Source organism: Caulobacter rhizosphaerae (assembly GCF_010977555.1).
GTDB classification, from domain to species: Bacteria; Pseudomonadota; Alphaproteobacteria; order Caulobacterales; family Caulobacteraceae; genus Caulobacter; species Caulobacter rhizosphaerae.
Map to the genome: position 1 here is coordinate 4,172,208 of NZ_CP048815.1, position 11,497 is coordinate 4,183,704.

9 protein-coding genes and 1 pseudogene are annotated in these 11,497 nt (G+C 69.3%); 5 read left to right on the plus strand and 5 right to left on the minus strand.

Annotation, left to right across the window (positions count from 1 at the left end; translation table 11 throughout):
• Positions 1 to 72: 72 nt before the first annotated feature.
• Positions 73 to 1,629 carry a glucan biosynthesis protein G gene (locus G3M57_RS19080; protein WP_163232354.1) on the minus strand — a complete coding sequence of 519 codons (1,557 nt, stop codon included), beginning with the start codon at positions 1,627 to 1,629 and terminating at the stop codon, positions 73 to 75.
• A gap of 236 nt (positions 1,630 to 1,865) precedes the next feature.
• Here G3M57_RS19080 and G3M57_RS19085 point away from each other — a divergent pair, with 236 nt between their 5' ends.
• Genes G3M57_RS19085 through G3M57_RS19100 form a run of 4 tightly spaced genes read left to right on the plus strand, consistent with a single transcriptional unit; the run spans position 1,866 to position 5,429 of the window.
• Positions 1,866 to 2,981 carry an ABC transporter permease gene (locus G3M57_RS19085; RefSeq protein WP_163232356.1) on the plus strand — a complete coding sequence of 372 codons (1,116 nt, stop codon included), beginning with the start codon at positions 1,866 to 1,868 and terminating at the stop codon, positions 2,979 to 2,981.
• A 35-nt stretch (positions 2,982 to 3,016) separates the two neighbouring features.
• Entirely contained in the window at positions 3,017 to 3,853 is an 837-nt protein-coding gene (locus tag G3M57_RS19090; RefSeq protein ID WP_056757933.1) for an ABC transporter ATP-binding protein, read from the plus strand.
• Complete coding sequence (locus G3M57_RS19095; protein WP_056757885.1) at positions 3,853 to 4,791, plus strand: MlaD family protein; 939 nt, start codon at positions 3,853 to 3,855, stop codon at positions 4,789 to 4,791. The genes G3M57_RS19090 and G3M57_RS19095 overlap by 1 nt, the downstream gene beginning before the upstream one ends.
• Positions 4,788 to 5,429, plus strand: coding sequence for an ABC-type transport auxiliary lipoprotein family protein (locus G3M57_RS19100; protein WP_308424032.1), 642 nt, complete (start codon positions 4,788 to 4,790; stop codon positions 5,427 to 5,429). The genes G3M57_RS19095 and G3M57_RS19100 overlap by 4 nt, the downstream gene beginning before the upstream one ends.
• Positions 5,430 to 5,746: 317 nt before the next feature.
• Here the strand turns inward: G3M57_RS19100 and G3M57_RS19105 are convergent, their stop codons facing one another.
• Together G3M57_RS19105 and G3M57_RS19110 are read right to left on the minus strand one after the other, a co-directional pair.
• Positions 5,747 to 7,372, minus strand: coding sequence for a glycoside hydrolase family 43 protein (locus G3M57_RS19105; protein ID WP_208789627.1), 1,626 nt, complete (start codon positions 7,370 to 7,372; stop codon positions 5,747 to 5,749).
• Between the two features lie 57 nt (positions 7,373 to 7,429).
• Complete coding sequence (locus G3M57_RS19110; RefSeq protein WP_163232358.1) at positions 7,430 to 9,070, minus strand: glycoside hydrolase family 43 protein; 1,641 nt, start codon at positions 9,068 to 9,070, stop codon at positions 7,430 to 7,432.
• A gap of 266 nt (positions 9,071 to 9,336) precedes the next feature.
• On the opposite strand from G3M57_RS19110, the pseudogene G3M57_RS27180 reads away from it, so the two are divergent.
• A pseudogene (locus G3M57_RS27180) lies at positions 9,337 to 9,458 on the plus strand (rhodanese-like domain-containing protein); the annotation flags it as partial.
• A 69-nt stretch (positions 9,459 to 9,527) separates the two neighbouring features.
• Here the strand turns inward: G3M57_RS27180 and G3M57_RS19115 are convergent.
• Both G3M57_RS19115 and spbR read right to left on the minus strand, forming a co-directional pair.
• Positions 9,528 to 10,280, minus strand: a complete 753-nt coding sequence (locus G3M57_RS19115) for an NUDIX hydrolase (RefSeq protein ID WP_163232360.1) — start codon at positions 10,278 to 10,280, stop codon at positions 9,528 to 9,530.
• Positions 10,281 to 10,339: 59 nt separating this feature from the next.
• Positions 10,340 to 11,476: a SpbR family protein gene (gene spbR, locus G3M57_RS19120; RefSeq protein ID WP_056757896.1), complete on the minus strand. Its 1,137-nt coding sequence runs from the start codon at positions 11,474 to 11,476 to the stop codon at positions 10,340 to 10,342.
• Between the last annotated feature and the right edge of the window lie 21 nt (positions 11,477 to 11,497).

An 11,497-nucleotide genomic window follows, 5' to 3' on the forward strand; every position in this document is an offset into this window, starting at 1 on the left:
CGGAGACCGAATACTCGCAATAGGAGAATAATTCCGATACGCGCGCTTAAAGGGCGCCCGCCTTGCGGCGCCCTACGCCGTCCAGAGGTACCGCCAGGTCTCGGAGATCACCTGGTCGCCCCGGGTCAGGCGCAGCGACAGGTCGATGTCGGCGGCCTTGGGCCGCACGCCGAACGCCACGCGGGCCGCCGCCTCGTCCGGATAGGGCGACAGGTCGCGCCAGGCGATCTCGCCGCCCTGGGCCTGAAGATCCAGGGTCACGCCGTCCAGACCCTCGGCCAGGGCCCCGCCCTGCAGGTCGACGGTGAACAGCCGCAGGCCGGCCTGGGCGTCGGCCCCCGTGCGGGTGCGGAACACGCGGGCGTCTGGGCTGGCGAAGCGCTCCTGGCCCCAGTGCAGGCGATAGCGCAGGTCGACCTGCGACCCGGCCGCCCAGGGCGCCTTGGGCCGCCAGAAGACGGCGATGTTGTCGTCGGTCTCCTTGGTGGTGGCCAGTTCGGCCAGATGCACCGCGCCCTCGCCCCAGGCGTCCAGGGGCTCGACCCACAGGCTGGGGCGCAGGTCGTAGCGGGCCTGCAGGTCGCCGAAGTCCTCCAGGGCCCGCGCCCGCTGCACCAGGCCGAAACCCTTGGGGTCTTTGTCTAGGAAGCTGCTGATGCGATGGGCCCTGGGGTTCTGCAACGGCCGCCAGATGTGCTCGCCCTGCCCGTTCCAGATCGCCAGGCCGTCGCTGTCGTGCACGGCGGTGCGATAGTCCGGGACCGGCGACGGGTCGGCGACATTGAACAGGAACATGCTGCTCATCGCCGCCACGCCGGCCTTGGTCATGTCGGCGCGGGGAAAAACGCTGGCGGCGACGTCGAAGACCACGTCATCGCCCGGGCGGATCGTGAAGCTGTAGACGCCGGTGCAGCTGGGGCTGTCCATCAGGGCGTGGACGACCACCGTCTCGCTGTCGGCCGCCGAACCGGCGCCGGGCGGGCGCTCCAGCCAGAAGGCGGTGAAGTCGGGGAACTCCTCGTTCGGCTCGCCGGCCCCGATGGCCAGGCCGCGCGCCGACAGGCCGTAGCGCTGGCCGCGGCCCAGGCTGCGGAAATAGCTGGCGCCCTGGAACACGGCCACCTCGTCCAGCTTGCCGGGCTCGTTCAGCGGCCACAGCAGCCGGAAGCCCGAAAAGCCGTTCCAGGCCTTGGCGACGTCGGCGTGCTCGCCCGGGATCTCGAACATCGCCGGGTCGAAGGCGATCGGCCGCGCCAGGCCGGCGGCGATCTCGTAGATCGGCAGCGGGCGCGGATACAGCCAGGCCGGCGGAAAGAACTCGGCCCGGAAGGCCGTCGGGCCGTCCTTCCACAGGTCGGCTTCCGAGCGGAAGCGGATGCGGAAATAGTCATCGTAGGACAGGCCCGTCATCGTCGGCGGCGCCGGCGGCTTGGCGTAGGGCGCGGCGGCCAGGGCGCGGGCCTTGTCGCGCAGTCCCTCGACGGAGAACGGCTGGCCGGCGTCATCGACGGCGGCGGAACCCTGGACCGCGGGGGTCTGGGCGGCGGCCATGCGCGGCGCCAGGGCCAGGACGGCGGACAGCGAAAGCCGGCCGAGCGCGGCGCGGCGGTTTAGCGGGCTGGAGAACATTCAGGCCTTTTAGAGCAACGCCCCCGTTGCAGGCCATACAACGCACCTTTAGCGACAAAGCTCCGCGCATTCGCCCTATTCCTGAACATAGGTCCAGAAGGCCGCTGGCGCGATGCGGCGCACCCGCCTATTCCTAGTGCAGTAAAGCGTTGCAACAAGCCTGGCCTTGGCACGTTTGGGCTTGGTCGAGCGTCTTGGTAAGTTCGACGGCGGATGACAGGGACCGACGGGACTTCATGGGCGCTCCGGCTGATTTCACCCTCAAGGAGACCGCCGGTCACAAGACCGCCGTGCTCTCGGGGGACTGGACCGCGCGCGGCATGGTCGACGCCGGCGAGCGCCTGGTCCAGGCGATGGAGGGTTCCCAGGCCGTCAACCTGGACCTCAGCGACATCAGCCGCTGCGACACGGCCGGCGCCTACGCCATCCTCCGCGCCGCCGACGGCCGGCTCGACACGGGCCGGATCAAGGCCAGTCCGCGCACTTTGCGCCTGCTGCAACTGGTCGACGACGCCATCCAGGTCGAGCCCGAGGCCGCGCCGCCGCGCAAGGGCTTCCTGGCCCTGCTGGAGCGCATCGGCCGCGGCGTCTACGGCCTGGGCGGCGACCTCTACGGCACCCTGGCCTTCCTCGGACACCTGCTGGTCGCCATCGGCCGCTGCATCGCCAAGCCCAGCCGGATCCGCTGGGCGCCGGTGGTGTCCCTGGCCGAGCGCGCCGGCCTGGACGCCATCCCGATCGTGGCCGTCACCACCTTCTTCATCGGCGCGGTCGTCGCCCTGCTGGGCGCCAACCTGCTGACGCAGTTTGGGGCCCAGGTGTTCGCCGTCGAGCTGATCGGCGTGTCGGTGCTGCGCGAGTTCAACATCCTGATCACCGCCATCCTGCTGGCCGGCCGCTCGGCCTCCAGCTTCGCGGCCGAGATCGGCTCGATGAAGATGAACCAGGAGATCGACGCCATGCAGGTGATGGGGGTCGACCCCTACGAGGCCCTGGTCCTGCCGCGCTTCGCGGCCCTGCTGATCACCATCCCCCTGCTGACCTTCGTGGCCACCCTGGCGGGCCTGGCCGGCGGCATGTTGGTGACCTGGGCGGCGCTGGATCTGTCGCCGACCTTCTTCCTGCAGCGCATGCAGGACTCGATCGGCGTGCAGCACTTCTGGATCGGCCTGTCGAAGGCCCCGGTCATGGCCATGGTCATCGCCGCCATCGGCTGCCGCCAGGGCATGGAGGTCGGCAACGACGTCGAGTCCCTGGGCCGGCGCGTCACCGCCGCCGTCGTCCACGCCATCTTCGCGATCATCGCCATCGATGCGGTCTTCGCCCTGATCTACATGGAGCTGAACCTGTGAGCCCGGCCCAGCCGCCGAAGGGCCGGTCCAAGGACCTGACCGCCCCCCCGCGGCCGGTCGGGGACGAGGCCCCCTCGACCGCCGAAGCCCCGCCGATCCGGGTCACGGGCCTGGTCTCGCGGTTCGGCGACAACGTCATCCACGACGGCCTGGACCTGACGGCCGAGCGCGGCGAGGTGCTGGGCGTCGTCGGCGGCTCGGGGGCCGGCAAGTCGGTGCTGCTCAACACCATCATCGGCCTGAAGATTCCCGACGGCGGCTCGGTCAAGCTGTTCGGCCAGGACATGGCCGACGCCTCGCGCCGCCGCTGGAACGTCATCGAGCGCCGCTGGGGCGTGCTGTTCCAGCAGGGGGCGCTGTTCTCGAACCTGACCGTGCGCGAGAACGTCGCCGCGCCGCTGCACGAGCACACCCGCCTGCCCAAGGGCGAGATCGAGCACCTGGCCGACCTGAAGATCGCCCTGGTCGGCCTGCCCGCCCGGGCCGGCAACCTCAAGCCCGCCGAGCTGTCGGGCGGCATGCGCAAGCGCGCCGGCCTGGCCCGCGCCCTGGCCATGGACCCCGAACTGCTGTTCCTGGACGAGCCCACCGCGGGCCTGGACCCGATCAGCGCCGCGGCCTTCGACACCCTGATCAAGGACCTGTCCGACAGCCTGGACCTGACGGTGTTCATGATCACCCACGACCTGGACACCCTCTACGAGATCACCGACCGCATCGCGGTGATCGCCGACAAGAAGGTGGTCGCCACCGGCTCCGTCCAGGAGCTGGAGAAGAACGACCACCCGTGGATCCAGGACTACTTCATGGGACCGCGCGGCCGCGCGGCCGCCGGCCAGGCGACTCCCCAGACCGCACCGAGGACGAGCTGATGGAAAGAAACGCCAACTACGCCCTGGTCGGCGCGGCCACGCTGATCCTGTTCATGGGTCTGCTGGTCTTCGCCGTCTGGCTGGCCAAGCTGAGCTTCAACCAGGAATACGACCTGTACGACGTGCTGTTCGTCGGCCCCGTGCGCGGCCTGTCGGACGGCGGCGAGGTGCACTTCAACGGCATCAAGGTCGGCGAGGTCACCAAGATCGCCCTGGACAAGTCCGACCCCAACCGCGTCATCGCCCGCGTGCGCGTCACCTCGGACGTGCCGATCAAGACCGACAGCTTCGCCACCCTGGAGCCCCAGGGCATCACCGGCGTCAACTACGTGCAGATCACCGCCGGCGCGCCGTCCAAGCCGCTGCTGAAGAGCACGGTCAGGAGCGGCGAGGTGCCGGTGATCCGCAGCCAGCGCAGCGCCCTGTCCGACCTGCTGGAAGGCGGCGGCACGGTGCTGACCCGCACCATCGAGGCCCTGGACCGCGTCAACCGCGTGCTGTCGGACGACAACGTCAAGACCTTCAGCGCCTCGCTCAAGGACGTCCGGTCGGTCACCGCCGAGCTGCGCGAGCGCAAGGCGATCATCGCCGACGCCCAGAACGCCCTGCAGAGCATCGAGGCCACGTCGACGAAGATCGGCCAGCTGTCGGACTCGGTCAACGGCCTGGCCAACGGCGACGCCAAGCGCACCCTGAAGAACCTGGGCGACGCCGCCGACGAGCTGAAGGCCACCGCCAAGGACGTGCGCGGCATGGTCGGCAAGCTGGAAGGCCCGACCAGCGACTTCGCCACCACAGGCCTGCCGCAGCTGTCGTCGGCCGTCGTCACCCTGCAGTCAGCCGCCGAGTCCCTGGACCGGCTGGTCAGCGAAGTCGAACAGAACCCGCGCGCCCTGGTCGGCAAGGCGCCGGCCAAGGAACTGGAGGTCAAGCCGTGATCAGCCCCCTGCGCATCCCCCTGCGGTCGCTGGCGTTGGCCGCCGCCGCCGTGGCCCTGACCGGCTGCATCAGCCTGTTCCCGAAGAGCGAGCCCGCCGGCCTCTACCGCTTCGGCCACGCCGCGGCCGAAAGCTCGCGGCCGGCCAGCGACAAGAGCTTCGGGGTCTACAAGACGCCGACCGTCTTCACCCGCGCCGCCATGAGCGACCGCCTGCTGTCGGTGACCAACGGCGAGGCCGCCTACATCGCCGACGCCCGCTGGGTGTCGCCGGCCATCGTGCTGTTCGACGAGGCGGTGGCCCGGGCCTTCGAATCCGACGCCAGCCCGGCGCGGCTGGTCACCCGGGGCGAGGCCCTGAAGGCGTCCATGGCCTTGCGCCTGGAGGTCCGCTCGTTCGAGACCGACTATGTGGACGGCCCCAAGGCCGCGCCCGATGTGCTGGTCGAGATCCGCGCCGTCACCACCCGCAGCAACGACCGCGCCCTGCTGGGCGACAAGGTGTTCGTCGCCCGGGTCAAGGCCGCCGACAACCGCCTGTCGGCCATCATCCCGGCCTACGACCAGGCCGTCGGCCAGGCGCTATCGGAGATCGTCGACTGGGTCGGCGAGACGGGCGCGAAGCTGCCGGCGTCTTAAGGCGGATCGGCTTTCAAGGCCGTGTTGAATCAGGGCCTGCCGTAGAGGGCGAAGCCGAGGTCAATGGCGGCGCCGGACTTGTCCTTGAGCGGCTGGCCGGCCCCGAGCGCGGCGCCGGCGGCATAAACGTCGCCTCGGCTGGCGCGCAGGTAGACCGTGAGCGCCTGGCGCTCGCCCTCAGCTCCAGCACATAGCGGCGCCGCCAGCCTTCAGCAGGACCGGCCTGGCGGTGGCCAGCTCGAAGCTCAGCAGACCCAGCCAAGCCACTATCCCGACGACAAACGCGCCTAGGGGGCGCCTCTCGTCGGCGGGCGAAGTCAACGGGGGCTGCCGCTTGCCTCGATCCGGTAGTAGTCAAAGTCAACACGACCGCCGGCGGTCTTGGTTGAATAATAGAAGAGGGCGAAGCGATAACCCATGAAGTGCGGGAAGGTGTAGGTCAGCCGCGAGGGACGGCCAATGGGGGTCCAGGATTTGCCGTCGAGACTGTAGGAGAAGCGGGCGACCTCAGGCGCGGGCTCGAATTCGCATTCGACCTTCAGGTAAACGGTTTTGCCAGAGAGGGGAATGGAGGCGATCTCCTCGGGATGGTCGGAGTCGGCGCTCACCATGACGAGAGATTTCGCGCCCTCGCTCATTTTGACGCCAACAAAACCATAGCGTTTCTGAAAAGCGGCCAGGCCGGCCCAGTCGCCGTCTTTCATGCCGCTCACGTCGATGCTGGTGGTGGCGGAACTGCCAGGTCCAAAGGTGCGCTGCGTGAGGGTGTTGGGAGCCTCGGTCAGCGTGGAAACCACCCGGTTGGTGACGAAGCTCAGATAGCCGGGACGCTTGGTGAGCGACCAGTCGTCAGGCTCGGGATTGTGATTCCATTGCCAGGCGAGCGGCAGCTTGGGGGCGCCGGGCCGGCGGTCGAATTCGTCGGAGGCGACGATGCCGGATGCGCCGGAGACGCCCTGTCCGCCGGCGGGGATGTCGAGCGTCATCGGAACCTTGCCGTCCTGGCCGAGCACGGGCCAGCCGTCCTTCCAAGTCACGGGCACGAGGTATGGGATGCGACCGACAGAGCCGTTGTCCTTGAAAAGATAGGCATACCACTTGCCTTCCGGGGTATCGATGAGACCGCCCTGGGCGATACCGCGATCATCGAGCGCGAGGCGACCCTCGTAGGGACCGTCGATTGCGTCGGCGCGGTGGATGATGACACTGCGCGCCCAGCGGCTGCCCGGCGAGGCGATGTTGACGAGGTAGTAGCGGCCGTTGGCTTTGAAAAGCTGCGAGCCCTCGCCCTTGAGCCCGCCCTGGTCGGCGCCGAAGACGGCGTTCACGTTATCGACGATGACCTTGTTCACGCCGCCGGGCTTGATTCCGGAGAGATCGGGCTTCAGCTCGACAAGCGTGATGCGCCCGCCTCCGAAAACCATGTAGACGCGGCCGTCATCGTCGAAGAACAGGCTGTGGTCCCCCAGCGAGGGCTCGAAACTCGTCTCTTTCCACGGACCGCGCTCCGGATCACGCGTGGTGTAGATGTGGGTACGTCCCGTATTGGCCGAGAAGGTCGAGGCATGGAACAGGCCGTCGTGGTATCGCAGGCTGCTGGCCCAGGAGCCTTCACCGTAGGCGTTCTTGCCGTTCTTGAGGCTGAGGGCGTCGTTGTCGGCCAGGGTATCATAGGCGTAGGACGCCATCCGCCAGTTGACCAGGTCCGTCGACTTCATGATCGGCAGGCCCGGGCTCATGTGCATCGTCGTGCTGCTCATGTAGTAGGTTTTTCCTACCCGGATGATCGCGATGTCCGGAACATCGGCCCAGATAAGGGGATTGTGGGCGGGAGCTGCCTTTGCCGATGGGTCCGCCGCAACGGCGTGAGACGCGACCGAGGCCAGGACGACCGCCATCATGGAAAAAATCCGGCGACTCAGGCTTCCAGGATGCTTGCCCATATTTTGCCTCCGAAGTGAATTTGCGAGGCCGCCAAGCGCTGACGGCGCGTGGCCGTCTCAGCGCCCGTAGAGGGCGAAGGCGAAGTCTATCGACGCGCCGGACTTGTCCTTGAGCGGCTGGCCGTCCCCGAACGCGGCGCCGGCGGCATAGACGTCGCTGCGACTGGCGCGCGGGTAGATCGTGAGCGCCTTGCGCTCGCCGCTCAGCTCCAGCACATAGCGCCGCCCCGCCTTCAGCAGGACCGGCTTGGCGGCGGCCAGCTCGAAGCTCAGCAGGCCCGCCCCCTGGGGCTGGTAGGCGACGGCCAGGCCGCCCGGGGCGCCGAGCAGTTCAGTTCCGCCGTCGACGCCCTCCACATCGCCCAGGTCTCGCAGCGACAGCCGCAGCGACCGCCCGTCACCGGTGCCGAGGCCGTCGCCCGCGTAGAGGCTGATACGCGCAAGGGTGATGTCGGCGGCCGGCACGAAGGTCTGGGCGATGTGATTGAGACCGCCGTCGCGGTTGAAGCCCACGGGCTCCGGCGCCTGGTTGAAGGGGTCGGCCACCGACGCCAGCGCCGGCGCGCCGGGCCAGGCGGTCGGATAGCCCTGGGCGAACTGCCGCACGCGCACGGCGGGGTCCGAGCGGCCGTAATCGATGGTCGGCGCGGGCGCGGCGGGCGGGGGCGGCACGCTGATGCCGGCCCCGGTCTGTGTGATCGGCAGGATGCGGCCGTCGGCGCCGTAATGCAGGTACTCGATGGTGACGCTGCGGCGTTGGGTGGCGCCGGTCTGGCCGTCGGCCAGGGTCAGCGCGCCATTGTGGTAGATCAGATAGGACCGGCCCTTGAAGTCGAGCAGGCCGGGATGGATGGTGAAGCTGTTCTTGGCCGGGCCGGTGATGAGGCCGCCATAGGTCCATGGCCCGCGCGGGTTGGGCGCCGTGGCGTAGGCCAGGTGCTCCCACTCGCCCTGGTGGGCCATCGCCGCATAGGTCAGGTAGTAAAGGCCCTTGCGCTTGGACAGCCACGGCCCCTCGGTGTAGTTGGGCTGGGCGATCGTCTCGATGGGCCCGTCCAACTCCGTCATGTTGGGCTTGAGCCGCGCCATGTGGAGCACCGGGTTGCCCCAGGCTAGCCAGGCCGTGCCGTCGTCGTCGACCAGGACGGTGGGATCGATGTCGTCCCAGCCGTAGGGGCCGGGCGTCGAGGCGTCGGTGATCAACGCCGAGCCGCGCGCATCCTTGAAGGGGCCCAACGGATTGTCGGCCACCGCCACGCCGATGGCCCGGCCCGGGTGGCTGTTGTCGTGGGTCACGGTGGCGTAGAAGTAGAAGCGTCCGTTGCGCTGCACCGTCTGCGCCGCCCAGGCCTCGCCCACCGCCCAGCGGAAGTCGGTCGGCTTCATGATGGCGCCATGCGACGTCCAGTGCTTGAGGTCGCGCGAGGAATAGACGCGCCAATCGTTCATGCGGAAGAATTCGTCGCCCTTCGCCTCGTCATGACCGACGTAGAGATAGGCGGTGTCGCCCACCACCAGCGGCGCGGGGTCGGCGGTGAAGACGTCGCGCAGCAGCGGGTTGCTGCCCGGCGCGGGTTCGGCGGCCAGCAAGCCGCCAGGCAGGGCGATGCACGGCAGCAGGACGCTGCGGGCAAGCCAGCTCAGGAGCCGAGCAGGCGTAGAAATGACAATTCCGCGCGATTTCGATTCATGCCGCATGACGCTTCCCCGTTTACGCCTTGGTACCGCAACCAAGGCGACCTCGACAAGACGCGCGCTCATTTTTGTCAGACAATTTACACCATGACCGGCGCTCTGATTGCTGGGTGAAGTGGCGGCGTATCTGGACCTCGAATGAGCCTTGCCCCTTTGATAGGTCAGCTATCCGCCCTCTCCCCACCAATCGCCATCAGGTGCACGGGTGATTACTCAGACATTTTTGAGGCATAAAATGGCTGCGATCGCCTGCCGTCGTGAGTGGCTGCTGGTCGGCCGGTACGCTGTTCGTGGTCTATTGCGCCGGCCCGCACGCAACGGCGCCGATCGCGCCGCGCTGAAGCCGGCGATGCTGGGTCGTCCCGTGAAGCTGATGAAGGGCGGGATCAGCCGCCGGGGAGCCTCCTCGACGCCTGCGCCAAGTCTGATCCCCTGCCCCCTTGAAGCGGTCCGCCCCGCCTTACAGCGCCGACAACGGCTCGGCCACGACGCCATAGCCGGCGTCAGGCTGGATCCGCAGCGACGGGCCGTCGACCCACGGCTCGACCGTGACCAGGGGCCGCCCGCGCGCCGTCTCGATGGCCGCCGCCGCGTCGGCGCTTTCCGCCAACAGCTGAAGGTTCATGCGGGTGGGGAAGATCACCTTGCGCTGCCCCGAGGCGGCCAGGTCCAGGGCCTCGCGCGGCGCGATCCATTCGGCGTCCACCGCCTCGCGACCGTCGCAGACGGCCAGCTGGGCCAGGGGGGCGTGGGCGACGTAGAACCAGGTGTCGAAGCGCTTGGCCGTCAGCGGCGGGGTGATCCAGCGGGCGAAAATGGTCAGGGCCGCCAGGTCCAGCCTCAGGCCCAGGTCGCGGACCACGTCGAGAAAAGCCAGGCGGTCGTCGGCCACCGCCGCCCGCACGTCGATCGCCGCCTCGCCGGCGTAGATCCGGCCGGCCGCGTCGCGGGCCAGCAGCACGCCGGCCTCCTCATAGGCCTCGCGAATGGCGGCGATGCGCAGCGGCGCGCCGTCCTCGCCGACGCTGTCCCAGCCGGTGGCGTGGTCGGCCCAGGCCGGGTCGTGGTCGCCGGCGTGGGTCTTGCCGCCGGGAAAGACCAGGGCGCCGGCCGCGAAGTCGATCTGGTGATGGCGCTCGACCATCAGCACCTCGAAACCGGGCTGGTCGCGCAGCAGCAGGATGGTGGCGGCGGGGCGGATGGGGTCGGTCATCGAACGAGGTTGGCGCAGAAGCCGCGCGGCGCCCAGGGTTTTCGAACGGGCGTTCGCCCCTACCCCGCGGCCGCCGTCTTCGCCTGTTCATGCAGCCGGTCGGCCCGATCCAGCAGGTAGTCGGCGTCCTCGCGCGACACCGCCGGCGAGGCGGTCAGGAAGCGCTGGATCATGTGCTCCTGGAAGCGTTCGCGGTCGCCGGGGCGGCCGTCGTATTCCAGGGCGTGGAAGGCGTCGACCCCAGCGCGCAGGGCCGGGAACAGGCGGGGCGGCAGCCCGGCCCGCTCGCAGATCGCCTTCAGGCCCAGGGTCCCGGCGTCATGGATCATCAGCCAGGTGCGGTGATGCGGCACGCCGGCCAGTTCGGCCACGCCCCACTCGAAGAAGGTCATGTGACCATGGGCTAGGGCGCGCAGCAGCAGCGACGGCGTCAGCCGACCGACGCTGGCCAGGTGGGCGGCGAAGGCCTTGGCGTCGACGGCGCGGCCGGCCTGGTCGACCAGGTCGATCGTCGCCCGCTCGGTGGCGCCGAGGATCAGCTCCAAGGTCCGTTCGGCCGACAGCGGGTGGGTCGCCAGGATATGGTCGCGCAGTTGTTCGCCGACCATGTCGATCAGGCGCTCGGTCACCGACAGCGGCAGGGCCGAACGGTAGGCGACCGCGGACAGCACCGTCTCGGAGCGGGCGAACCGTTCCAGGGCCCGCTGCAGGGCGGCTTCCGACAGCCGGGCGTTGTCGTTGGCGCAGACGGCGGCGACCACCTCCTCGCCCCCCTGTTCGACCAGCAAGGCCGCGACCTTGCCCGACAGCCGAGGACGCTTGGCCACGGCCAGCTGGCGCACCGGGCCGCCCAGGCGGACGATCTCGGCCAGGTCGGCGTCGCTGAACACCGGCGAGGCGCTGATCACGGGCAGCGACACGCTCTCGACGTCGCGGGCCAGGCGGTTGGCGACGTCGGCCGGCAGAGTCGGCGAATTGCGCAGGGTCACGGCCAAGGCGCGACGGACCAGCTCGGCGGCGTCGGCGGCCATCACGCGCAGGATTTCAGCGGCCAAGGCGCGCTGCTCGTCGTCCAGGTCGGCTCGGTCGATGCTCCGGCACAGCTTGTGGGCGGCCAGGGCGCGCTCGTCGGGCGTGGCGCCCTTCACCAGCATGCGGATGTCGTGTTCGGTCAGGGCGGCGCGGGTGGTGGCCATGGGTCTCCCCCTCAGGGATCG

Coding starts and splice junctions, on each gene's coding strand:
- G3M57_RS19095 (WP_056757885.1), top strand. CDS start 3,853: ATGGAAAGAAACGCCAACTACGCCCTGGTCGGCGCGGCCACGCTGATC.
- G3M57_RS19105 (WP_208789627.1), bottom strand. CDS start 7,372: ATGGGCAAGCATCCTGGAAGCCTGAGTCGCCGGATTTTTTCCATGATG.
- G3M57_RS19085 (WP_163232356.1), top strand. CDS start 1,866: ATGGGCGCTCCGGCTGATTTCACCCTCAAGGAGACCGCCGGTCACAAG.
- G3M57_RS19080 (WP_163232354.1), bottom strand. CDS start 1,629: ATGTTCTCCAGCCCGCTAAACCGCCGCGCCGCGCTCGGCCGGCTTTCG.
- G3M57_RS19110 (WP_163232358.1), bottom strand. CDS start 9,070: ATGCGGCATGAATCGAAATCGCGCGGAATTGTCATTTCTACGCCTGCT.
- spbR (WP_056757896.1), bottom strand. CDS start 11,476: ATGGCCACCACCCGCGCCGCCCTGACCGAACACGACATCCGCATGCTG.
- G3M57_RS19115 (WP_163232360.1), bottom strand. CDS start 10,280: ATGACCGACCCCATCCGCCCCGCCGCCACCATCCTGCTGCTGCGCGAC.